Here is a 22,271-nt window from a genome sequence, read left to right on the forward strand (position 1 = left end):
TTTGTTTGGCATGTGTGGCTCCGGTTCCCCGCCTGCGCGGGGATGACGGTGCCCAAAACATCTCATGGAACGAACGTCATTCCCGCGCAGGCGGGAACATCGCGCCGCAAGCTCCGTCGTCTTTCGCGCCAGCCGCCAATCGCTTGATCTGCAACACCAGCGCCCGTTGCCCTTCGCGCATCCAGATCGCCTTGTCACTGGCATCCGGCCCAAGCACGCTGAGCAGGAAATGACGTTCGAGATCGTCGAGAACCTTTGCACCGGCATCACTATCAAAGCAGGCCTGCCAATGATCGGTGCCGTCCTTGGTCAGGGCTTCGGTTTCAGCCTCGAACCAGTCCCATCCGATATCAACCATCACACTGCCTCCGCGATTTCAGACGGCAGGCTTGGCCGCAACAGATGGTCGGGCACGCCAAACTGATCGGCAAGCCAGCGGACCATGACGGGCAGATCGACCTCTGCCAATGCCTCCGGGCCCAGGGCCGCGATGCGCGAAAGCCAATCAAGCGCCTGACCTGCCTGTACCCGTTTGGGCAATTGCGCCAAGGGGGCCGCGTGACGCAGCACGACAACATCGCCATCAAGCGGGATGTCTGGAAGCTCCCCGGTTTGGGTCAGGATATAAAGTGCCCGCCGGATCAACGGATAAAGCAACTCCGCCTGCAACCGGCCATAGGTTGCCCCCAGAAGCCTTGCGTTTTCCGATGCCCGTTCCAGCACCTCGGTCGCGGTCATGCCCGGTTGATCGGTTTGCCCCAACCGATCAGCCAGCAAACACCGTCGGATGCGATCACGTAGGTCTGAGAGCACAAGATCCGACACATCAAACCGACCGGGCGCCTCAAGCGGTTTGAGCCCCGCCGATCCCACGGCCTTGGGAATGATGCTACCCGGCACGAGCCGGATGGTCGCGGGATTGAGCACCCCGTCATCATCGGCCTGCCAGATGCCAGTAACGGCGATCGAGGCGTTTTTAAGCACCAGCTCGACCACCTTATTTGCTGTCTTGATATCGGGCAGCGCCTTCATCACGGGCGACCGGCCATAAATCTCGCCCGGTGCCTTCATCCAGCGAAAGGCAATATAGGGCGAGACATCAAAACGGTCGCGATAGATCAGATCATTGGTCGTGGCATCGCCGTCTTCGCGAAACACACACAGCTCATAACCGGTTTTGCCGTTGGCTGCCGGAAGTACCGCCTCGATCACGGTGATGCGTTTTGGTGCATCCTTGTCATCGCCATCATCGGCTAAGCCCTTGGCTACCGGCCAGGTCGCCGCGATCTCGTCGCGGGTCAGTGCCAGTTTGCGAAACACTGCGTCCATCTTGCCATCAGACCGCTCTTCAAACGCCAAGTCACGCAAGGGCACGGCGGTAAAGCGCAATGCAGACGGGCTGTGCAAATCGGCCTTTTCAAGTCGCAAACACGCCGTCCCGGCCGTCACCAGATCGAGAAACGCCTGATGCATTTCGACCGCAAAGTTGGAGCGATCAAAGTGCCCCTGCAAAATCCGAACGGCCCGACCAAGTTGCTCGGTCAGTACCTGCCGATCCGCATTGGCGACATTGCCGCCCGCCTCCAACTCAAACCAGCCACCAGCGGGCGGGGTAATTTCGGCCATCAGACTGGCGGCAAGTTGTTCGACCGCATCGGATGCCGTGGCATCAAACACCCGATCCAGGCGCTTGCCGCCACTGGTCTGGTGGCTTGCCGCTGCATTGCGCTGTGGCAGGGCAAATTCATAACAATCCTGCCAATGCGACAGCCAATTGCGCCGGCGTTCCATCGCCTTTTGAAAGCGGGTGCGCAGATGAGCGATATCTGCCCCATCGGTTGCCTTGTCCGCAGCCACCGCCTTTTGCGACTTCGCCATGCTTATTCCCCCAACAGGTTCTTGCCACCGCCCGCCTTGGCGATGCGGTCTGTCAAAAGCCCGCGATAACTTGTCCCGATCAAACTGGCGCGCCCATAACGACGACGTTCAAGCGCCTCGGTCCGGGCCAAGCGTGCGGCGTCTTCGGCACTGGTGTCATCTTCGGTTTTGGTCGCCGTTGGCGTTTGGGCCGGCGGCGCAACACGTGCCGGTTTCGGCGTGGAAAACAGGCTTCCCATCTGGGCCTCCGGTTTGTGAAGTTTGGTGATGGTTTCGACAGAGCACGTTACATGAGTTCCCCGCCTTCGCGGGGATGACGGTGCCCAAAACAGCTGCAAGGAACGAACGTCATTCCCGCGAAGGCGGGAAGCTCGATCCACAAGCTCACAGCCAAACGCAAAAACGCCCGCAAGGGTCGGAACCCTGCGGGCGCATCTGTGGCGTTGATTTGTCTCTTATGTCACATTAAAAAGAACAAATCAAGAACATTTTTCAGAAAAAAACACATCCCCGATTTGATCGCGCTCCAACCCCTTTTGCAGATGGCGATAGAGCTGCCAGGGGGTGATGATCCAGAGTGCCGAAATGCCAAGCAACCGTTTGACCAGTTCGACACAACTCATCGGGCCAAAGCGGACCTTGCGTGAAATGGAGGCCGGATAGCGCGCCCAGATACAGTGATATCCAAGGCCGCGATAATAGGCCGCCGGATCAAAGATCGGCGAATAGCACCAGCTGTCACAGCGCACCCGATGGCTTTGCGGGTCAAGGCAGATCCATTCCCCTGCCCGAACCCCGGATACCAGCACAAAGCAATGGCGAAAGCCCGGTTTGAGAACCCGCAACAAACGCTTTTCCGGCGCATCGGCAAACACCACCAGTACTGAAACCTCACGCCCTGTCGAGGATTGGTTGGTCCAGTGATCGATCCATGGATCGGCGGCATCTCGCAAGGCTTCCCCGGCAATCGGGGCGGGTTTGATCAGGTTTGTTACATCCCGCATGGCGACAGATCCCCACCCAGTTCCACGGCAACATCATCATGATGAAAACTTTCATCACGCCCGCGTTTGACGATCCCGCGCGTGACCAGCACATTTTCAAGGGACTCCATGGCATGGCGCCATAGATCCCCCTTACCCTTTTCACGCGGATCACGTGGGTCGGGTTCGCGTTCGACGAGGCCAAAATACTCCAGAACCTGCAAATGGCGATCACCCAGAATGCCGCCCTTTTTAAGGCGCATCACTGCGTTATAAACATCATCCGGATCACAGGGGCGGACCACCTCGCCCGCGTCGGCCACCACACGCGCACCTTCGATCCGGGCCGTCTGACAGCGCACGAACCAGAACCATGCCTGCCTGGCACTGGAAAAAGGGGTGATGTCGCGCGCAGAAAGTGGTTTGGGAAAAAGTCGTTGTTCGGTCACGTCGCCCTCCTGCTTGGTAATGCCTGTTCATTCCACCGGGCCTGCAACCGCACCATCACCGTGCCAAATCCAGAAAATGGATACAGCAATCCCGCCCGCGCATTTGGCAATGCACGCCGGTGCGATGAATGGTTTGTGATGTCCCCAAGGGCCTTTTCCGCCCGCGCAAATCAGCAGCTTTGACCGCCGCGTTATCAGCCGGCCTTGATCAGGCCCGACTTACTTCCAGATGCAATTCCGGTGTTGATATGCAAGCTATAATCCCTTTTTGTTCTCATTGTAAAGGATTAATTTCCTATTCAAAAGACGAGGCGATTCTGCCTGCATGGGCCCAGCGGCGCCCCAGATCCTATAACAATTTGATTTTATGGATCTTTTGGGGCCCCGCCTTATGGCAGGTTCTCCTTCACTACGACCTGCATGGTGAGTTTGGCGACGTCCTCGTCGGCCGCCTGGCCGTTGCGGAGGTTTTCGAAAATCCGCAGGGTGTTTTGCACAATCACGCCCGGGCTTTGGGTGATGACGACATCCATGATGTCTTCAAGCAAGAAGCGTCTTGTATCAGGGGTCAGGCCATGACCGATAAAGATGATTTCGCGTCCCCGCCCACTTTCGCGCAGCGCGCGCGCCACCCCGTCTGACGAACCGCCGACGTTATAAATGCCGACCAGATCGGGATATTCTTCGAGAAGCGATTTGGTGTGCAGGTAGTTTTCACTGCGGTTATCATGACCTTCGCGGGCTGCCACCACGCGGATATCGGGAAAATCTTCCTCCATCAGCGACAGGAAACCCATTTCGCGTTCTTCATGGGCGCGATAGGTGCGGCTGGCGGCAATCATCGCAACCCGACCGCGGGCAGGCCCCATGAACCGGCCCAGCAAATAACCCGCTGTGCGCCCAACCGCCCGGTTATCCAGCCCGACATAGGCCGCGTGCGGCACACCGGAAATATCCGAGACCACAGTAATGATGTGTTTCCCGGCATCCTGAAGATCGGCCACAGTTTCACGCACCAGCGGATGATCAATCGCCATAAAAGCAATGCCATCGGCCTTTTCACCGTGTTGGCGCAGGGCTTCGGAGAGCAGTTGCGGATTGAAACTGTCGATAAAATAGACACGCGCGCGGATGTTATAGCCCGTTGTCGCCTCGGCTGCGGTCTTGATGCGATCACCGAGCAGTTTGAGATACGGGTTGGTGCCCGATGGCAGCAGGAATACCACACGCATCGGCTTGGGCCGGAAGACTTCATGGGTGTCGGTTTCGGGCAGATAGCCAAGTTCGCTTGCGGCCTGAAGCACGCGTTTTGCCGTGCGTTCACGCACGCCGGGGCGCTTGTTCAGCACCCGGTCGACCGTTGCCGGAGACACCCCGGAAAGGTCGGCAATATCCTTGATGATCGGCCCGCTTGTCTTTGGCATTGCACCCTCAAAACCATCAAAACACATCATTTTATGATGTTTGATGAGGCAATATGTTTCACGTACTCTGGGATCATTCAAGGGAAAAGAACAACAAGACAGTCCTGAAATAGACTAAAACACACAGACCATCACGGGAGGAAACCAATGGTCATCCAGAGCAAGTTTCGCCATATCGCAACAACTTTCGTTGCTGCTGCATCCCTTTCTGTCATGGCGCATGCCGCCAGCGCACAGGAATATGAACTCAATTACGGTCACATGAATTCGCCGACCTCTGTTGTCGGCATGCAGGCTGACTGGTTGGCCGAGGAAATCGCCAAAAACACCAACGGTGCGGTCAAGATCGACGTTTATCCGTCATCCCAGCTTGGCAAAATCCAGGAACTCGCCGAAGGCGTTTCCATGGGCGCCATCGCGCTGTCGCACAACACCGCTGGTGCGCTGAGCTCGCTTTATGAAGATTTCGGCGTACTTGATACCCCGTATCTGTATCGTGATTACGACCACCTGATGAATGTGGTTGATATCAACTCGCCCGTCATGGAAGAGCTGAACCAGGGGCTGATCGACAATACCGGCATGCGCGTTTTGTATGCTTTCTATTTCGGCACCCGTCAGCTGACCGCTGATCGCGCGATCAAAACGCCGGCTGATCTTTCGGGCGTTAAAATCCGCGCCATTCCGTCGCCGGTTTACCTGACCGCGGTCGAAGGCCTTGGTGCCGCCCCGGTTCCGGTTGACTGGTCAGAAGTACCGACCGCACTTGCCACCGGTATCGTTCAGGGCCAGGAAAACCCGGTCAACGTGGCTGTCGATCACAAGCTTTATGATGTTCAGTCGCACATGATGCTGACCGGACATATCTCAGCCGCTGAAATCGTCGTGATCAACGAAGACCTGTGGCAGAGCTTCCCTGACGACATCAAGGAAGGCATTGCCAAGGCAGCCGAGACGGTGCGCATGAAAGCGTCCCAGACGATCCTTGATAAAGAGGCAGGCGATCTTGCCAAGCTCAAAGAAGCTGGCATGACCATCATCGGTCCGGATGACGGCCTTGATGTTGCGGCCTTCCGTGCAGGCGTTGAAAAGCTTGTGCACGAACGCTTCGACGACAAATTCGGCAAATATTACGAGCAGATCTCTGCTGTAAAATAAGCAGGATCGATCGTCTTCGGGCGGCATCGGGGAACGACACGTTCAGGGATGCCGCCCGTTTTTTCCAAGCCTTTGTTTTCAGGTATCGTGATGCCTTACAGGAACTCCCCGATATATAAGGGGCTGGACCGGATATGCCGGGTTCTGACCGCCTTTTCCATGGTGATGCTGGCTTTGATGTCAGTCCTGGTGGTTGGTCAGGTCATCTTGCGCAACTTCTTTGATCTTGGCCTGCCCTGGGCGGATGAGCTGTCGCGCATTGCCAATATAGCCCTGGTGTTTTTCGCGGTCCCGGCACTCATGCTCCATAACCGTCACATCGCAATTGATCTGCTGTTCAGTGCACTTGGCGCACGCGGCAAGGCGATTTTGCGGTTTGCCAATTACGCGCTGATTACCGCCTTTTCCGCGATATTCCTGTTTGGTCTTTTTAAATTTGTGATGCGTGCGGGCAAGTTCACCACCCCCTCGCTTTCTATGCCCAATTACGCGGTTTATGCGCCTGTCGTAATCGCCATCGTGCTGTTGCTCGCCGTTGCGCTGTATCGCCTGATTTCGCGGACCGAGCCGGTCACGGAATATGACACTGATGACGGCGGCAACGCGATTGCCGAAGCAATTGAACAAGAAATGGCAGCAAGCCAACGCCCGGAGGATACCCGCAAATGATGAGCGCAACCCTCCTTATCCTGTTTCTGGCATTGATGATCATCCGCCTGCCGATTGCGGTCTGCCTTGGCCTGTCATCTGCGGTTGTCATGATCCTGTTTAACCTGCCGATGACGGTTCTGGCCCAGCGCACGGTCAATGCCCTGGATTCCACCCCGCTTCTGGCCGTCCCGCTGTTTATCTTTGCCGCCAACCTGCTCAGCCTGTCGGGTGTCACCAACCATCTGTTCGAGCTTGTCCGTATGATGGTCGGCTGGATCCGGGGTGGCACCGCACAGGTCAGTGTTCTGGTCAGCCTGATCTTTTCGGGCGTGTCGGGTGCGGCCCTGGCTGATATTGGCGCTCTTGGCGCGGTTCAGATCAAGATGATGCGCAAGCAGGGCTATTCGGCCGAGTTTGCATCGGGCATCACCATGGCAGCGGCCACCATTGGTCCGATCTTCCCGCCCAGCATTCCGATCATTATTTTTGCCTCTGTTGCCAATGTGTCGGCGGTGAAGCTTCTGATTGCCGGTATTGTGCCAGCCGTTCTGATCACCGCCCTTTTGATGCTGCAGGTCGGCGTGATGGCACGCATCTACAAGCTGCCGCGCGATGAAGTGAAATTCAACATCGCGGCCTTTGCCCGCAAGTTCGTGATTTCCCTGCCGGCCCTTGCCGCCCCGGTCATTCTGATTGGCGGTCTGGTATCGGGTTATTTCGGCCCGACCGAAGTGGCCGGTGTCACCGTGGCCTATGCGCTTTTGATCGGCAAATTCATCTATCGCCAGCTTGATCTCAAACGCGTCCTGACCGCAGCCCGCGACAGTGTCGATGCGACGGGCAGCGTTCTGTTTATCGTTTCCACCGCGGCCCTGTTTGCCTGGGTCCTGACCATGGATCGCCTGCCAGCAACGGCAAGTGAGTTCCTGCTTGGGCTTTCGAGCGATCCGCTGGTGCTGCTTCTGATTGTCAATGTGCTGTTGCTGGTGGTGGGGATGTTCCTTGAATCCATCGCAGCCATCCTGATCATCGCCCCGATCATTACGCCTGCGATGACGGCCGCCGGTGTTGATCCGCTGCAGCTTGGCATTGTCTTTGTGCTTAACCTGATGATCGGTCTTCTGACCCCGCCGGTTGGCATGAGCCTTTATATGGTCAGCATCATCGCCAAGATGCCGCTGCACCGGGTGATCCGCGGCGCCCTTCCCTTCCTGTTACCGCTGTTTTTGTCGCTGCTCGCAGTGACCTGCATACCGGCAATCTCTGTCTGGTTGCCCAACATTCTGGATTAAGTGAGGAACTATGAGCAGATTTCTTGGTGAAATTCGCCAGCTGGGTTACGTCGTGCCCGATATCGAGGCCGCCATGGAATATTGGTCGGAAACGATGGGTGTCGGCCCCTGGTATTACAACCCGAAAGTTCCGATCGAGGATTACCGTTATGACGGTCAGTCCTATGAGGTCCATAACTCTGTGGCCCTTGCCAATTCCGGCTATGTCCAGGTCGAACTGATCCAGACGCGCAACGATGCGCCGTCGATGTATCGTGACTTTCAACAGGCGGGCAATACCGGCCTGCAGCACGTCGCCTATTGGACTGAAAAGTTCGATGACGACCTGGCGCTGATGGAAAGCCAGGGTTTCAAGGTCAAGATGAGCGGCAAGGTCGGCGACAATGGGCGCTTTGTCTATTTCGACAAGGAAGACCATCCGGGCACCGTGATCGAACTTTCCGAAGTTGTCGGTCCGAAAGGCCGCCTGTTCAAATCCATCTATGAAGCCTCCATCGACTGGGATGGTGCTGATCCGATCCGTCCGTTCCCGTCGCTTTCGGAAATCTGAGCCATGGACCTGATCGAAGCCCGTTACCTTATCGAAACCCCGATGGCCCCGGAAAAGATCGCCGGCATCATGGCCGGTGAGCAAAGCAGCGGCACGTTTGTGCGCGTTGCCGGGGAAACCGACGAGCTGCGCGAACGTTGTGCGGCCCGCATTCTGGGCATCCGTGAACTGACCCCGGTCAACCAGCCAAGCCTTACGAGTGCCTATCTTGAGGCGCGCGGGGTCAAGGGCCCCTATCGCCGGGCGGAAATCCGCATCGGGTTCCCGACGGGCAATATCGGGCGCAATCTGGCAACGCTGGCCTCCACGGTTTCGGGCAATCTTTATGATCTGGGTGAGATCACCGGCCTTAAGCTGATTGATGTCACCGTGCCCAAGTCCTATCGCGATCTTTATGACTATCCGGTGGCTGGCACCAAGGGCACGCGCGATCGCATGAGTGTCCATGGCCGCCCGTTCTTTGGCACCATCATCAAACCGAATGTCGGTTTGCGCAGCCACGAGATCGCCGATCTTGTCGATCAGTTGTGCGAAGCCGGTGTTGATTTCATCAAGGATGACGAAATCTGTGCCAACCCGGAAAGCGCGCCGCTTGCGGAACGTATTCCGGCCGTGATGGATCGGGTACGGCGTTATCGCGACAAGACCGGTCGTGATGTAATGATTGCCTTTAACATCACCGATGAAACCGATGCCATGCGCCGCCATGCCGATCTGATCGCAAAGGAAGGCGGGTCGTGCGCGATGGTCAGCATGAACTGGGCCGGTCTTTCCGCCCTTCAGACCTTGCGCAAATCCACCAACCTTGTCCTGCATGGGCATCGCAACGGTTTTGGTGCGCTGTCGCGTCATCCGCTGATCGGGATGAGCTTCCCGGCCTATCAGACGCTCTATCGTCTGACCGGGATGGATCACATGCATGTGCATGGCATGGGCGGCAAATTCTGTGACGATGACAGCGAAGTCGCCGCATCGGCCGAGCTGTGCGCCAAACCGCTTGCCGAGGGCAATGGCGACGAGGACCGCGTTCTGCCGGTCTTCTCATCGGGCCAGTGGGCCGGCACGGTTCCAGCCACGTACGAGGCCGTCGGATCGGCTGATTTCATGTTCCTTGCCGGTGGTGGCATTCTCGCCCATCCGTCTGGACCTGCGGCCGGTATCACCAGCCTGCGTCAGGCATGGGAAGCCTGCGAAGCCGGGATCAGCCTTGAAAAACATGCCAAGGACAACAAAGCCTTGGCCGAGGCGCTATCGTTTTATGGGGCGCGAGGCTGACGATGACCAAGTTCATTTTCTGTGCCGATGATTTCACCGGGGCATCCGATACCCTTGCAACAGTGGCCCGTTCCGGCCTGTCTGCACGGCTATATCTGAGTGCCCCGCAATCCGAAGCCGCAGAAAATGAAACCGGTCACGGGTCGCTTGGTCCCGACCTTGGCAGCCTTGATGCCTTTGGGGTTGCAACGTCACTTCGTGCTTTGGGGGTCGAAGACGGCGTTGCAACCATTTCTCCGCTGGCCGAACACCTCAAATCACCCGCCTGCAACCTGTATCATTTCAAGGTCTGCTCGACCTTTGACAGTTCGCCCACCACTGGCAATATCGCAACCATTGCTGATCACTATGCCAAGGCGGTCGGTGCGCCGTGGAAAGCGATCATTGGTGGGCAGCCGTCACTGAGACGCTTTTGCCTGCTGGGCAACCTGTTTGCCGGGGCGGGTGATGGCAAGATTTATCGCATTGATCGCCATCCGGTCATGGCGAAGCACCCGGTCACCCCGATGGATGAGGCCGACCTGTGTCGCCATCTGGCCAAGCAGGGCTGGACCAATGTCGGCCTGATTGATTTCACCATCATCCGCAAGGGTCGCGTGACCCTGGTCAATGAAATCCGCCGTCGCATCGCGAGTGGGGAAACCGAAACCCTGTTTGACGTGACAGAGGCAACCGACCTTCTGACCATTGGCGAAGCCCTTGGTGAGATTACGGCCGACATGCCCGTACTTTGCGTCGGCGCAAGCAGCGTCGCACAGGCGATGTTCCCGTCCTTTGAGACGGCCAATGATCCCACGCCGAAACCCAGCCGGCGCGAAGGCCCGGTCTTTGCCTTTGCCGGCAGCCGATCATCGTTGACCTCCGATCAGGTGGCACACGCCAAGGCCTATGAAAAACGCAATGTGCGTCCGACCGACCTGCTTGATCCGAAGGCCACCGCAAAGCTGCGTGATGAATGCCTATCAGTTCTGGCATCGAACAAGAACCTACTGGTCGCGCTAACTGATGATCGCGATCATGATATAGCAAGCCACGATCTGGCACGTGCCAGTGCGGATTTCATCAGCGACATAGCCAACGAAATCGCCCTTGGGTTCCTTCTGATTGCCGGTGGCGATACCTCAAGCCTGGCAGTGCAGAAACTGGGCATCGACAGCCTGTCTTTCGCGGCTGATTTCGATGCCGGTGCTCCGATCATTCGCGCCCATTCAACCCGCACCATTCTTGACGGTATGCCGATGCTGCTTAAAGGCGGGCAGATGGGCAAACCGACCCTGTTTGACAATATCGCAGCCCTGCCCGTCAAAGGCGCTTGAAACCGGGCTGTCTCAGGAATTAATTCCTTTCGCTTGGCGCTTGGCTCCTGCTAGGATGCGCCATGATCCGACATCAACAAATTTGGGCTGCCCTTGACCAGATTGCAGAGGACCATGGTTTGACACCGTCTGGACTGGCAAGACTGGCGCAACTGGACCCGACCACATTCAATCGGTCCAAGCGCACCACCGCCCAAGGCAAGGCACGCTGGCCCTCGACCGAAAGCATTTCCAAGGTGCTTTCCGTCACCGATGTCAGCTTCCGTGAATTTTCCGAACTGGTCGATGGCAACGGGGCCGGGCGCATTCCCGTCATCGGCTTTGCCCAGGCGGGTAATCGCGGCTTTTTTGATGATGCCGGATATCCCGTTGGCGGTTCATGGGAAGACATCACCTTCCCGGCCCTGCATGACCCGACCGCCTATGGGTTGCGCATATCAGGGGAATCCATGGCACCGGTTTTTCGCGATGGTGATCTGATCATTGTCAGCCCGGCATCAAACATCCGCCCCAAGGACCGCGTGGTTGTCAAAACCGTGGACGGCGAAGTCATGGCCAAGGAACTTGTCCGGCGCGGCGCGCTGGGTGTGGAGCTGAAATCCTTTAATCCGGACTTCGAAGACCGCTTTGTTCCCGCCGATCAGATTGACTGGGTGGCGCGGGTTTTGTGGTGCAGCCAGTAAACCTGTTTCCATTGAACAGATAACCACATTCGATCAATGGTCTATTCAAATCGGGCGCGCGACATATTACATTAAACCTGATCAATAAAAATCCGGCTGGTACCTTATGGGAAAAGGAAGAACCGTTTGACGCTGCAGCGCCATCACATTGTGCGTTATCTGGTAATTATCCTTGCCTATTTCGTCACGGGTTATGCCGCTATTCATCTGCCGTTCTTTGCGACCAGCATCACACTGATCTGGCCGCCAGCGGGCATCATCCTTGCTGCGCTGGTGTATTGGGGATGGCGCTATTTCCCGGCGGTTTATATCGGGGCGTTCCTGTTAAACATTGTCATTGCCCAAACAATTGGTGCGATGATCTTTGTCGCCGTGGGCACGACGCTGGCCGCCGTGATCCCCGCCATTCTCATTTCGCGCTTTGCCGGGCGATATCCCTTTGCCCGTCTGCGCGATATCGCGATCTACCTTCTGGCAGGTGGGCTACTTGGCCCGGCGCTTAGTGCGACTTTTGGCGCGTTGAATGTCAGCTTCTTTGACGTTGGTAACTTTGACCGGTTCGAGTTGGTTTGGCAGGGCTGGTTCAAGGGCGATGTGATTGGCGCCCTTGTTGTTGGTCCGTTGGTCTTGCGCCTGTTCAACTGGCGTATCAAACCGCGCCCGATCATGCATTACTGGGAACTGGGCTTTATCGGTCTCGCCTGTGTGGTTCTGGCATCCGCCGTACAAACCACGCCGCTGACCGCCCGCCCGGAATTTCTGTTTATCTTTGTCTCCCTGCCCTGCGTGATCTGGGGCACGATCCGCTATGGCCTTTTAGGTGCTGTTGTCACCAATGCCCTGATTGCCGGCGATGTCATTGCGTTTGCCGCCCTTGGCAACTCGACCTTTGCCGGGATTGAGCTGCAATCAGGCATTAGCAATCTGTTTGGCTATCTGATTGCAAGCTCAGTCGGCGCCTTGTTGCTTGCCGTGGGTCTGGAACGCATTGCAACGGTGACCATGCGTGCGCGCGATGGCAGGCTGTCGGGCGAAGTCCACCGCCTGCGTCGTGCCTTGGCGGTCCTGATCGGTGTGATCGGGTTCGGAGTTTCGGGTTTTGCTGGCTGGTACACCTATACCCAGCTTGAAGAGGCCGACCGTCTGACCACCGAACAATATCGCTTGGCGTTTGAGGCGTCGCTTCGTGAAGAACTTGGCCGCGCCACCGATGCGCTGATAGCAGTCCGCACACTGTTTGATGTGCATGGCAGTGTGTCTGCGACCACCTATGACGCCATGGTCGCCCCCTGGATCAACCGACGTCCGGGCGTTGCCGCCCTTGAATGGGCGCCGCATGTTGAACGACGCGCTCGCATCCTGGTCGAAGAAACCGCCGAACTGCGCGGGGTTAAAAACTTTGCCATCCGCGAAGTCATTGATGGCGTCACCCGCCCGGCCGAGGAACGCGATAGTTACTACCCGGTCTTTTATGTCTTCCCGCGTTCGGGCAATGAGCAGCGCGTCGGCTTTGACCTTGCCAGCGAACCGGCGCGCAAACGCGCGCTTGAAACCGCGATCAAGACCAATAACGTCACCCTGACCCAGCCGCTTAATTCCGTGCAGTCAAATGCATCGCTTGTTTCATCCCTTGCGTTTCTGGCTGTGGAAAATCGCCGCGATCCGGATGGCCCGCCGCTGGGCATTGCGGTCGGGGTGCTTCGGATTACCGACATGATTACGCGTGCGGCCCGGGTGGCGCGCATTCCCCTTGATTACGCCCTGCATCTTGCCGATGCCAAGACAGAAGGCCGGGCCGGGTTGCTCTATTCATCAAATGATGCTCAAGGCGCACTGGATGAGATCGAGGCGGAGCTTGCCATTCCGTTCAATCCGAACATTTCGAATTTCACGTTCGGCTATCGTGACTGGACGATCCTTCTGCATCATCAGAACAAAGGTTATAACACGCTGGTCTATTGGCAGCCCTGGGCGATCTTTGTCTTTGGCAGCACGATCAGTGTCCTGCTTCTGATTTATCTGCGCTCGCTTAACCGCACGGAGAAACACATTGTCGATCTGGTCACGACCCGAACGGCTGAGCTCGAAGATGCGCGTGCTGCCGCCGAAAACGCCATGAACCAGGCCCAGCAGGCCGACCGTGCGAAATCGGAATTCATCGCCCATATGAGCCACGAATTCCGATCCCCGATGACGTCCATTCTGGGCTATACGCAACTGGCATCTGACAGTCTGGACAAGGACGGCACCAACAATACCGACACACTGCGTAATTACCTCACGACCATTCGCGGCGCCGGTCGGCATGTTCTGTCGCTGATCGGTGATATCCTTGATATCTCCAAGATCGAGGCGGGCAAACTAGTCCTTGAAGAAGCGCCGCTTGATCTGCACCATCTGTGTGAAGAGGTGGTCTCGATGATGCTGGTGCCAGCACGCGCGCAGGAAAATACGCTGGAACTTGATATTGATCCCAAGCTGCCGCGCCATGTCATTGGCGATACGGTCCGCCTCAAACAGGTCCTGACCAACCTTGTTTCCAACGCCATCAAGTTCACCAAATATGGCAAGGTGCAGGTATCTGCTGTCCCGCTTCAGATTGACGAAGACAAAGTCTCCTTCCGCATTTCTGTTCGTGATGAGGGGATTGGCATTCCGCGCAACAAGCTTGATGCGATCTTTGATGCCTTTACCCAGGTCGATACCACCACGACCCGCCGCTATGGCGGCACCGGCCTTGGCCTGACGATTTGTCAGCGCATGGTTCGAGAAATGGGCGGCATGGTTAAGGTCGAAAGTCAGGAAGGCAGCGGCAGTACATTCTGGTTTGATTTGACCCTGCCGCGCAGCACCGCAGAAGCCGTTGCCGAGCATGACGGTCAGGCCCTGCACGCCCAGGATCAGGAAACCGCGCCCGATCAGGCCGAACAGGTTCAACCCGGCACCTGGAACCTGCTCCTGGTCGAGGATATCGAGATCAACCGCATCCTTGCCCAGAAACTGCTTGAACAGCAGGGCCACACGATTACCACCGCCGCAGACGGCCAGATTGCGCTTGATATCCTTGCCGCGACCGATTTCGATGCGGTTCTGATGGATCTGCATATGCCGGTTCTCGATGGCATCGAAGCCACCCGGCGCATTCGCATGTTTGAAGACCCGGTCAAGGCGACCATTCCGGTCCTCGCCCTGACCGCCGATATCTCAAACGACAATCTCGAAACCTTCCAGGAGACCGGCTTTGATGCATATTGCACCAAGCCGCTTGATATCGAGATGATTGACGCCGAGCTGGCCCGCCTGACCCACCGCAAACTGGAACATCGCAAGGGCACAAACGACCCGAGCAACGCCTGATCGGGCAATCCTATTTACTGACGCCGGTCATACACCGGAGTTCCTCGGCGACATTCGGCCCGGCGGTCAGGATTGGCGCGCCGTCTTCAAGCGCATTGGGCACACCAAGATAATCATTGGCCCAACCGCCTGCTTCCTGCATCAGAAGGATGCCGGCCATGCAGTCCCAGGGATTGATGTGCGGCTCGTAATAGCCGATCAAACGCCCGGCCGCCGCATAGGCCATCGAAAGCGCGCCCGATCCGTTGCGCATAAAGATGCCCTTGCGATCGAGAAGGTCCTTGATAAAGGGCGTGATCGCGTCACTTGTCGTGCGATGTGACATGCCAAGTCCCATCGGCCCGTCACCAACGGTTTTGACATCGCTTGCCTTGATCGGTTCACCATTTACAAACGCACCTTCGCCGCGCTTTGCGGTAAACAGTTCATCACCGACAGGCTGATAGATCAGGGCAAGCTCGATCTTGCCTTTGACGACAAGGCCGATGGAAATGCACCAGCTTGGCATCTGATTGACAAAGCACGCCGTGCCATCAATCGGGTCAATCACCCACAGGCAGTCATTATCACCCTTCTCGATGCCCATTTCCTCGCCAAGGAAGCCATCCTCGGGAAAGCTATCGCCGATCTGGTCGCGAATGATCGCCTCGACATTCTTATCGGCGATACTGACCATATCGAGCGGGTTTTCCTTGGCCTCGACCTCAAGATCGCCAGCCGTACCGTCAAAATATTCCATGGCGCGTTCGCCGGCATGGCGGATCACATCACGGGCATGCTCAAACCGCGCGTCGAGATCAAGTTTGATGTCATCACCCATCATGTATTCCTTTCAAAGCGCCGATCAGCCTCAATGCCCGGTCGGCAGAAAACGTCTCGAAATCAATCATCTATAGAAAAACCTATCGCATAAGTTGTTGCAAGCTTTCATGACATTTCAAAGGCGGTTGGAAGCGCGATGTTTTCTTTGACCATCCTTGGGCAAAACTCCTATGCTATGCGCCGCTTGAACAGCCGCCCCACAGGCGCCTTCCCCGGATAGAATCAGGAGCATTAAAATGGGTCACGCCGCCACCGATAGCACTGTCACCACCTGGACCTGGCATCAGGGTCAATGGCACGAAGGCAATCCCAACATCATGGGTCCGCAAACCCACGGTGTCTGGATGGCCTCGACCGTGTTTGACGGCGCGCGCCGCATGAACGGCAAAATGCCCGACCTGTATCCGCATTGCGCACGTGTGATCCGCTCGGCCGAACTGATGGGCATGAAACCGGCTATCACCACCGATGAAATCGTCGCCCTGGTCAAGGAAGGCGTGCAGAAGTTCGACCCGGAACTGGCCCTATACATCAAGCCGATCGTCTTTGGCGGAGAGGGCTTCATCGCGCCGACGCCCGAAAGCGCACAGTTCGTGCTGTGCATCTCGGTTACCGAAATGCCCGAAGCCATCCAGACCGGCTTTAGCGCCTGCAAATCAAGCTTCCGCCGCCCGTCACCGGAAAGTGCCCCGACCGAGGCCAAGGCATCCTGCCTTTATCCCAATGTCGGCCGTGCTGTGACCGAGGCAACCGGTGCTGGCTTTGACACCGGTGTGATGCTCGACCCCATCGGCAATGTTGCCGAGTTTTCCTATGCCAACCTGTTCTTTGCCAAGGACGGTACGGTTTATACCCCGGCGATCAATGGCACGTTCCTCAATGGCCTGACCCGTCAGCGCGTGATCAAACTGCTTCGCGAAGATGGCGTCGATGTCGTTGAAAAGACCTGCAAATACGAAGAACTCGAAGCCGCTGACGAGATCTTTGGTACCGGCAACTATTACAAGGTCGCACCGTGCGTCAAACTCGATGACCGCAACCTGCAGCCCGGCCCGATCACCCGTCGTGCGCAGGACCTTTACATGACGTTTGTTGACGCCAGCGAAGACTGATCACGCATTCCATCACCACAAATGAAAACGGGCCGGATATCCGGCCCGTTTTTTTGTGTTCAAGCGATTTACTGCTGCGGCAGCGGCTGGGGAATTGGATTGCCCGCGACATACGGGTACTTGGCAAAGATTGATGCCACCGCGGCCCGCACGGTTTCATTCGGGGCTTCGCGCACCGCACTGGTCACGCGCGAAATTGCGGTTCCTTCCCACACCATCTGACGGGTACGGCGATCTACCAGATCGATGTTCAGCGTGCCTTCGGTGTAGCTATCGACATAACCCGGCTCGACATAACCCGGCCAGCCGACATACATCCCGCTGCGATAGCCATAATACCCGCCCATGTAGACCGGCGGTGACGAGCGGGTCTTTTCCTGGGTCTTGAGATGGAAATTGATCAACAGGTCCGGGTTGTGGATATCAAGCTGATAACCACGCGACACCATCGCCAGATTGATCGCATCCTCAATCCGCTGACCTGACAGGGTTTTATATTCTGCCTCGGCATCCTTGCCAGCACCGTCGACAAAGGCAAACGTCCTGAACTGCCCGAAATCGGCGGCCGGATCGGCATCGGTATAGATGCGCGGCCCGCTGGCACATGCGCTCAGAACCATTGCCATCGCCCCGACCAGCGCAAATTTTACTGTTCCAAGCCCGATCATTGCCCGTGTCCTTTATCGTTTGGCGCGGCCTGTGACGCCGCTGCTCTGATAATAGTATGACGTTTCAGGGCATTGATTTCATCATCAGAAAATGAACTGATCATGGCAGAACAACCAAAAGCTGCAGATTTTTGTGATCAATCCTGATCCAGCGGGTTGCTTGCCAGTGCCTTGGCAAACCCGACACCGACCAGCCCGGCGATATGGCATTGCGGTTTACGATCGGCCTGATCAGCCACCAGCTTTCCGAAATCCCGGACAAAGCCGGTACGGGGATAATCGCGCAGGATTTTTGCCCGGACATCGGGGTGGATATTCATCACCTGCATGCCGACCACATCGACCCCGGCACCCAGATGAAGAAGCAACCCTTCCGGGTCGCGCGGACCGGTGTGACAGACGGCCGAATGCAGGGCCATGGCTTCGTGGATGATATCGGCCTTTTCAGGGTCATAGTCCTGCTGACCAAGCCAGCGATGGGCGCACCCGGCGGCCTCGACCTCAAACGATCCCGGTCCATCACATTCGGGGGATGCCAGTGAAATATCATGCAGGATGCTTGCGATATAAAGCATTTCGCGGTCAAAGCGCACGTTGTGATAATCGGCCAGCGTCACACCAAAGGCGAAGCTGCGCAGTCCGTGATATTGCACGAAATCCGGCTGCAGGCTGGCCGCCCATGCAGTTGCCTTTTGCGCCATGGCACTATCAGGCACGCCAAGACGATCCAGCACGGCGCGATCAGGTCGCCCGATCCCGATTGATTGGCGCAGCGCATAGAACTTGTCGCGAATGCCAAGCCGGACAAAGTTGAAAATCAAAGCTGCCTTGGGATCACGCCCAAGAGCTGTGGTCAGTGCGCGGGGCATGGCAGGCACTTTCATGTTTTGGAAAAACGGGTGGCAGATCCGGAAAGGGTTGGCTTAGTTCCTGCCGATCAACGCATCTGCCGTCTGGCGCAGATCATTGATCTCGTCATCAAGTATGGTACGGTCATTCATCGAATGGGCCAACACAATCGCGCCTTGCCAGCGCAGGACAATCCGGCGACCCGCAATCGCGGCACTGTGCGCATCCAGCCCGCCTTCGCGAAGCTGGTCAGCCACCCAGTCGATCAGGGCATCAAACACGCCCTGCCCGATTTTGCGTGCTGGATCGAAATCCGCATCGCCGGGCATATCAAGCATCAAGCGCGCCAATGGGCAGCCATGACTGACGCGCCTTGGCGTCATGGCATCAAGATAATCAAAGAAAACCGATAACCGATCCCCGACCGCACCCTTGGATTTGATGCTGTCGAGAAGCGGGATGAACTCGCCTTGCATGGTTTCAAGGGCTGCCTGCGCCAGGTCATGTTTTTTGGGAAAGCGGTAAAACACCCCGCCGGCGGGCAACCCGGCCTCGTTCGCAACCGATTGAATGGTAGCCGCGTGATAGCCATCACGCCAGATCACATTCATTGCCGCACGGGCAAGCTTTTGCCGCTTCTCTTCGGGTTTCAGCTTTGAGGCCATGACCATCACCGTCAATTAAGTAAGTTAACTCACTTACTACTGATTATAACTATCTGTCAATCGCCTTTTCATCGTCTTATTCCGGCGTTACGCATGCACAGATGTTTGAAAGCCGAGCGCGTGGCGTGTATCAATAAACACATCGGACACGCGCCTAAACGGCACAAAACCAACAACATGATGCGGAGCAACCGTGAAAAACAATCAATTCACCCTTGCCGATATCCGAAATGCGGTATCGGCCGGCGTGCTCAGCGAAGAAGCCTTTGCACGGCTCGAAGGGTATCTGGCGGAGCAAACCCAGGAATCACCTGAAACAGAAAAATTCACCCTGTTTCGCGGCATGAATGACATCTTCAGTGCGCTAGGCATATGCGCCCTTACCATCGGCTGGTTTGTGCTGTGGGGATTGCTCGCCAATGGTCCGGCCTTCTGGATCGCACCGCCGCTTGCGATGATCGCCTATGTTGCGTTGGCGGAATATATCGCCGGCAAACTCAAGGCGTCCCTGCCCTCGATCGCCATCATGGCCGCCCTAGGTGCGACGCTGATGATCTATGCGGTTGCGCTTTACATGTCCTTTGCCGGACCGACCGGGCAGCTATCAGACCTTGATACGGTGATTGATTTCGGCCAGCGGTCAATGAATGTTCTGGTGTTTGTTGCTGTCATCGGCTTTGCCTTCCAGCTGGGCTTTTTCCTGCGCTATCGTCTGCCGGTATCCTTTGCGCTGATTGCCGCAGGTATCGTCGGTGTCTTCTGGACGGCCCTTTTGGCAACCTTTGGCCCGGCGGCAGAGCCCTACATTCCCTATCTGATCACCGCCACGGGTATCTTGCTGCTCGCCCTTGCGATTTTTATCGACAGCCGCGACCCCAACCGGGTCAATGGCTGGGCAGAATGTGCGTTCTGGCTGTATGTCTTTGGCGCACCGCTGACCATCCATTCGATTGCCGCAACGTTCGAGGCTGCCCCGCTTGCCATGATCCCGGTGATCATCATTGCGATGTTGCTCTCCCTCATTCTGGATCGCCGGTCGCCCATCATCAGCGGCCTGATCTATGTCGGCTATCTGCTGCAATCGGGCTTTGAAGGTGCCGCCATCGATCCGTCCATGACCATCGTTCTGGTCTGCTTCATTGTTGGCGGACTGGTGATGGCCTTCGGGGTTGGCTGGCAACGCGCACGCCATATGTTGTTGGCCCCGTTTGAACACCATCCACTGCGGCGTTATCTACCGCCAAGTTGATCAGGTGGCGTCGCGATACCAACATAACAAAGGCCCGTATCAAGACGACGCGGGCCTTTGTGGATCCTAACACCGAAAAATCAGCGCTATCGTGAATTTTCCAGCCTTACTTGATCGCAAGGATATCGAAGTTCTTGATATTGGGGACAACACCGTTTTCCCAGCCACCATTGACAAGTTCGGAAGATTTTTCATTCAACAGTCCTGCGACACGACCGGCAAAATGTGCGTCGCGACCGGCTTCACCGGAAAAAATGTCAAAGATTGCAAAGGTGGTTTCATCGATCTGCAACCCTACCCAGAACAATGTTGCGGGTTCGGTTTGCCTGACAATTGGCCCGGCGGCTTTTAACAGGGCGGCAAGTTGTGCGCTCTGCCCCGGCGCGGCTTCAAGCTTGATAAATGTCGCGGTTGTCGCGGTGTAAAGATCAACAGCGTCCTTTGCCGATAGCACATTGGCATTGTTGATATTGGCAACGACGCCGGCATCCCAGCCGCCATCAACCAATTTATCGGCATTTTGTTTCAGGGCACCGGCGACACGACCGGCAAAATGTGCGTCCCGTGCCTTTTCATCCACAAAGACATCAAAGATTGCCAACGTATCCTGCGCTTGCAGGGCGAACCAAAGTTTCGTTCCTGGTTCGGTTTCTTCCACCAACGGTGCCGCATTGGTCAAAAATTCCGCAAATGCTTGCGCTTGACCGGGCGCTGCGGGCATTTCGATAAAGCTGGCCGTCTCGTTATTCATGGCATTTTCCTGTGCATATCCAACGGTTGTCGTGCTGATAACAACCAATGCCGATAGTATCTGAAGGATTGTCGCTTTCATGATCTACTCCTGATTTGGATTTCAGCGGCTCGTGTTGCGCAATAACCTTGTCCCACAGCAAGCCGTCTCAGCGCCAATTCCGATACCCTATTTTACGATAGGCATTGACTATGCACATCGTCCCATAGACCCTGTTTGAATACGCAATATTGGGAGGCCACCATGGAGATGAACCAAGTTCGCTATTTCCTAGCCGTTTGCGAACATCGCAATTTCACGCACGCTGCCAATGCATCCAACGTGTCCCAACCTTCGCTGACAACATCCATCAAAAAGCTTGAAGAAGAATTGGGTGGTGCCTTGTTCATCCGTGACCGGGCGGGTTGCCGCCTGACACCACTTGGAAAACTTATCAAACCAAGACTGACAAAGGTTCTTGTCGAGACCCGGGAAGCAAAGGCAGAAGCCATCCGGCATGCAAGGCTTGAAAGAGTTCCCATAAGCATTGGCATTGGAGAAACCATTGGCCAAAATGCTATTTCCAAAGCCGTTGAACAGTTCAGAACCCGCCTGCCGCAGGCCGAGATTGAATTGATTATTCAGCCATCCGAGTTGCTGTTTTCAGGCCTTCGGAGCGGAGATTTCGACATCGTCATCACGGCCGAAAATGTCAGCCCCGCACTTTATCGCATAGACCATCTCTATCGAGAGACCTACAAGGTCGTCGTCGCGCATGACCACCCGTTAACCCAATTGGATGGCATTTCACTCGCAGACCTTGCCAAGGTCAATATGCTCGACAGGCCAAATTGCGAGATGCGCGATACGCTCCATGAAACCTGTGCAGATCAGGGACATACGCTTTATGCAGCATATCGTTCAAATCGTGTTGATTGGCTGATTGACCTTGCCCGTCAGGGGTGGGGGGCTGTCATTTTACCGATAACTGCAATCCCGGCGGATAGCAGCCTTGTATCGCTTCCGATTATTGGGATGGAAATCGAACGCGATGTGGTGGCCTTGCGTTATCGACATCAGGTATCAAGGCCAGAAACAAAAGAACTGGTCAAAGAAATTTCACGCAACCAGTTTCAGTCAATTCTTTAAAATCAAAGCGA

General features: G+C 56.4%; 22 protein-coding genes. 11 read left to right on the forward strand and 11 right to left on the reverse strand.

All coding sequences use genetic code 11. The features are described from left to right. Nucleotides 1–76: 76 nt before the first annotated feature. From UF64_RS14960 to UF64_RS14990, 6 genes are all read right to left on the reverse strand, one after another. On the reverse strand, nucleotides 77–358 hold the full coding sequence (locus tag UF64_RS14960) for a hypothetical protein (RefSeq protein ID WP_044829410.1): 282 nt from the start codon (nucleotides 356–358) through the stop codon (nucleotides 77–79). Next, a complete protein-coding gene (locus UF64_RS14965) occupies nucleotides 358–1,878 on the reverse strand; it encodes a portal protein (RefSeq protein WP_044829411.1) in 1,521 nt (506 codons plus the stop codon). Before UF64_RS14965 ends, UF64_RS14960 begins: the two co-directional genes overlap by 1 nt. Nucleotides 1,879–1,880: 2 nt before the next feature. Further along, complete coding sequence (locus UF64_RS14970) at nucleotides 1,881–2,117, reverse strand: hypothetical protein (protein WP_044829412.1); 237 nt, start codon at nucleotides 2,115–2,117, stop codon at nucleotides 1,881–1,883. Nucleotides 2,118–2,357: 240 nt separating this feature from the next. Continuing rightward, nucleotides 2,358–2,882 carry a hypothetical protein gene (locus UF64_RS14975; RefSeq protein ID WP_052657659.1) on the reverse strand — a complete coding sequence of 175 codons (525 nt, stop codon included), beginning with the start codon at nucleotides 2,880–2,882 and terminating at the stop codon, nucleotides 2,358–2,360. Further along, entirely contained in the window at nucleotides 2,870–3,310 is a 441-nt protein-coding gene (locus tag UF64_RS14980; protein WP_044829413.1) for a hypothetical protein, read from the reverse strand. Before UF64_RS14980 ends, UF64_RS14975 begins: the two co-directional genes overlap by 13 nt. A 389-nt stretch (nucleotides 3,311–3,699) precedes the next feature. Next, nucleotides 3,700–4,734: a LacI family DNA-binding transcriptional regulator gene (locus tag UF64_RS14990; RefSeq protein ID WP_235285086.1), complete on the reverse strand. Its 1,035-nt coding sequence runs from the start codon at nucleotides 4,732–4,734 to the stop codon at nucleotides 3,700–3,702. A 147-nt stretch (nucleotides 4,735–4,881) separates the two neighbouring features. Here UF64_RS14990 and UF64_RS14995 point away from each other — a divergent pair, with 147 nt between their 5' ends. From UF64_RS14995 to UF64_RS15030, 8 genes are all read left to right on the forward strand, one after another. Next, complete coding sequence (locus UF64_RS14995; RefSeq protein WP_044829416.1) at nucleotides 4,882–5,892, forward strand: TRAP transporter substrate-binding protein; 1,011 nt, start codon at nucleotides 4,882–4,884, stop codon at nucleotides 5,890–5,892. Between the two features lie 90 nt (nucleotides 5,893–5,982). After that, nucleotides 5,983–6,561 (forward strand): TRAP transporter small permease, encoded by a 579-nt coding sequence (locus tag UF64_RS15000; protein WP_082049826.1) that lies wholly within the window; start codon nucleotides 5,983–5,985, stop codon nucleotides 6,559–6,561. Further along, the gene (locus UF64_RS15005; protein ID WP_044829417.1) at nucleotides 6,561–7,835 is read left to right on the forward strand and encodes a TRAP transporter large permease; all 1,275 of its coding nucleotides are present in this window, start codon (nucleotides 6,561–6,563) and stop codon (nucleotides 7,833–7,835) included. Before UF64_RS15000 ends, UF64_RS15005 begins: the two co-directional genes overlap by 1 nt. A 10-nt stretch (nucleotides 7,836–7,845) precedes the next feature. Beyond that, complete coding sequence (locus UF64_RS15010) at nucleotides 7,846–8,385, forward strand: VOC family protein (RefSeq protein WP_044829418.1); 540 nt, start codon at nucleotides 7,846–7,848, stop codon at nucleotides 8,383–8,385. A 3-nt stretch (nucleotides 8,386–8,388) separates the two neighbouring features. Further along, on the forward strand, nucleotides 8,389–9,660 hold the full coding sequence (locus UF64_RS15015; protein ID WP_044829419.1) for a ribulose-bisphosphate carboxylase large subunit family protein: 1,272 nt from the start codon (nucleotides 8,389–8,391) through the stop codon (nucleotides 9,658–9,660). 2 nt (nucleotides 9,661–9,662) lie between these two features. Further along, nucleotides 9,663–10,976, forward strand: coding sequence for a four-carbon acid sugar kinase family protein (locus UF64_RS15020; RefSeq protein ID WP_044829420.1), 1,314 nt, complete (start codon nucleotides 9,663–9,665; stop codon nucleotides 10,974–10,976). 62 nt (nucleotides 10,977–11,038) lie between these two features. Continuing rightward, a complete protein-coding gene (locus tag UF64_RS15025) occupies nucleotides 11,039–11,659 on the forward strand; it encodes a helix-turn-helix transcriptional regulator (protein ID WP_044829421.1) in 621 nt (206 codons plus the stop codon). A 126-nt stretch (nucleotides 11,660–11,785) separates the two neighbouring features. Next, nucleotides 11,786–15,016 (forward strand): CHASE domain-containing protein, encoded by a 3,231-nt coding sequence (locus UF64_RS15030; RefSeq protein ID WP_235285087.1) that lies wholly within the window; start codon nucleotides 11,786–11,788, stop codon nucleotides 15,014–15,016. A gap of 10 nt (nucleotides 15,017–15,026) precedes the next feature. Here the strand turns inward: UF64_RS15030 and UF64_RS15035 are convergent, their stop codons facing one another. Further along, complete coding sequence (locus UF64_RS15035) at nucleotides 15,027–15,836, reverse strand: inositol monophosphatase (protein ID WP_044829576.1); 810 nt, start codon at nucleotides 15,834–15,836, stop codon at nucleotides 15,027–15,029. Nucleotides 15,837–16,074: 238 nt separating this feature from the next. Here UF64_RS15035 and UF64_RS15040 point away from each other — a divergent pair, with 238 nt between their 5' ends. Further along, nucleotides 16,075–16,950 carry a branched-chain amino acid aminotransferase gene (locus UF64_RS15040; protein ID WP_044829423.1) on the forward strand — a complete coding sequence of 292 codons (876 nt, stop codon included), beginning with the start codon at nucleotides 16,075–16,077 and terminating at the stop codon, nucleotides 16,948–16,950. 68 nt (nucleotides 16,951–17,018) lie between these two features. Here the strand turns inward: UF64_RS15040 and UF64_RS15045 are convergent, their stop codons facing one another. The 3 genes from UF64_RS15045 to UF64_RS15055 form a co-directional block, all read right to left on the reverse strand. Further along, nucleotides 17,019–17,618, reverse strand: coding sequence for a DUF4136 domain-containing protein (locus UF64_RS15045; protein WP_152630703.1), 600 nt, complete (start codon nucleotides 17,616–17,618; stop codon nucleotides 17,019–17,021). 137 nt (nucleotides 17,619–17,755) lie between these two features. Further along, nucleotides 17,756–18,487 carry a hypothetical protein gene (locus UF64_RS19770; RefSeq protein ID WP_152630704.1) on the reverse strand — a complete coding sequence of 244 codons (732 nt, stop codon included), beginning with the start codon at nucleotides 18,485–18,487 and terminating at the stop codon, nucleotides 17,756–17,758. A gap of 54 nt (nucleotides 18,488–18,541) precedes the next feature. Next, nucleotides 18,542–19,132, reverse strand: a complete 591-nt coding sequence (locus UF64_RS15055; protein WP_161794627.1) for a TetR/AcrR family transcriptional regulator — start codon at nucleotides 19,130–19,132, stop codon at nucleotides 18,542–18,544. A 193-nt stretch (nucleotides 19,133–19,325) separates the two neighbouring features. Here UF64_RS15055 and UF64_RS15060 point away from each other — a divergent pair, with 193 nt between their 5' ends. Next, entirely contained in the window at nucleotides 19,326–20,381 is a 1,056-nt protein-coding gene (locus UF64_RS15060) for a hypothetical protein (protein ID WP_044829425.1), read from the forward strand. Between the two features lie 106 nt (nucleotides 20,382–20,487). On the opposite strand, the gene UF64_RS15065 is transcribed toward UF64_RS15060, so the two are convergent. Next, entirely contained in the window at nucleotides 20,488–21,213 is a 726-nt protein-coding gene (locus UF64_RS15065; protein WP_044829426.1) for a hypothetical protein, read from the reverse strand. 135 nt (nucleotides 21,214–21,348) lie between these two features. On the opposite strand from UF64_RS15065, the gene UF64_RS15070 reads away from it, so the two are divergent. Next, nucleotides 21,349–22,260, forward strand: a complete 912-nt coding sequence (locus UF64_RS15070; RefSeq protein ID WP_235285088.1) for a LysR family transcriptional regulator — start codon at nucleotides 21,349–21,351, stop codon at nucleotides 22,258–22,260. The last annotated feature ends 11 nt before the right edge of the window (nucleotides 22,261–22,271 follow it).

Origin of the sequence: Thalassospira sp. HJ (assembly GCF_000948415.1) — a bacterium.
Lineage (GTDB): Bacteria > Pseudomonadota > Alphaproteobacteria > Rhodospirillales > Thalassospiraceae > Thalassospira.

What these genes read in the sequence shown, in the direction of transcription:
- UF64_RS14960 (WP_044829410.1), bottom strand. Translation starts at nt 358, where the DNA reads ATGGTTGATATCGGATGGGACTGGTTCGAGGCTGAAACCGAAGCCCTG.
- UF64_RS14965 (WP_044829411.1), bottom strand. Translation starts at nt 1,878, where the DNA reads ATGGCGAAGTCGCAAAAGGCGGTGGCTGCGGACAAGGCAACCGATGGG.
- UF64_RS14970 (WP_044829412.1), bottom strand. Translation starts at nt 2,117, where the DNA reads ATGGGAAGCCTGTTTTCCACGCCGAAACCGGCACGTGTTGCGCCGCCG.
- UF64_RS14975 (WP_052657659.1), bottom strand. Translation starts at nt 2,882, where the DNA reads ATGCGGGATGTAACAAACCTGATCAAACCCGCCCCGATTGCCGGGGAA.
- UF64_RS14990 (WP_235285086.1), bottom strand. Translation starts at nt 4,734, where the DNA reads ATGCCAAAGACAAGCGGGCCGATCATCAAGGATATTGCCGACCTTTCC.
- UF64_RS14995 (WP_044829416.1), top strand. Translation starts at nt 4,882, where the DNA reads ATGGTCATCCAGAGCAAGTTTCGCCATATCGCAACAACTTTCGTTGCT.
- UF64_RS15000 (WP_082049826.1), top strand. Translation starts at nt 5,983, where the DNA reads ATGCCTTACAGGAACTCCCCGATATATAAGGGGCTGGACCGGATATGC.
- UF64_RS15005 (WP_044829417.1), top strand. Translation starts at nt 6,561, where the DNA reads ATGAGCGCAACCCTCCTTATCCTGTTTCTGGCATTGATGATCATCCGC.
- UF64_RS15010 (WP_044829418.1), top strand. Translation starts at nt 7,846, where the DNA reads ATGAGCAGATTTCTTGGTGAAATTCGCCAGCTGGGTTACGTCGTGCCC.
- UF64_RS15015 (WP_044829419.1), top strand. Translation starts at nt 8,389, where the DNA reads ATGGACCTGATCGAAGCCCGTTACCTTATCGAAACCCCGATGGCCCCG.
- UF64_RS15020 (WP_044829420.1), top strand. Translation starts at nt 9,663, where the DNA reads ATGACCAAGTTCATTTTCTGTGCCGATGATTTCACCGGGGCATCCGAT.
- UF64_RS15025 (WP_044829421.1), top strand. Translation starts at nt 11,039, where the DNA reads ATGATCCGACATCAACAAATTTGGGCTGCCCTTGACCAGATTGCAGAG.
- UF64_RS15035 (WP_044829576.1), bottom strand. Translation starts at nt 15,836, where the DNA reads ATGGGTGATGACATCAAACTTGATCTCGACGCGCGGTTTGAGCATGCC.
- UF64_RS15040 (WP_044829423.1), top strand. Translation starts at nt 16,075, where the DNA reads ATGGGTCACGCCGCCACCGATAGCACTGTCACCACCTGGACCTGGCAT.
- UF64_RS15045 (WP_152630703.1), bottom strand. Translation starts at nt 17,618, where the DNA reads ATGATCGGGCTTGGAACAGTAAAATTTGCGCTGGTCGGGGCGATGGCA.
- UF64_RS19770 (WP_152630704.1), bottom strand. Translation starts at nt 18,487, where the DNA reads ATGCCCCGCGCACTGACCACAGCTCTTGGGCGTGATCCCAAGGCAGCT.
- UF64_RS15055 (WP_161794627.1), bottom strand. Translation starts at nt 19,132, where the DNA reads ATGGCCTCAAAGCTGAAACCCGAAGAGAAGCGGCAAAAGCTTGCCCGT.
- UF64_RS15065 (WP_044829426.1), bottom strand. Translation starts at nt 21,213, where the DNA reads ATGAAAGCGACAATCCTTCAGATACTATCGGCATTGGTTGTTATCAGC.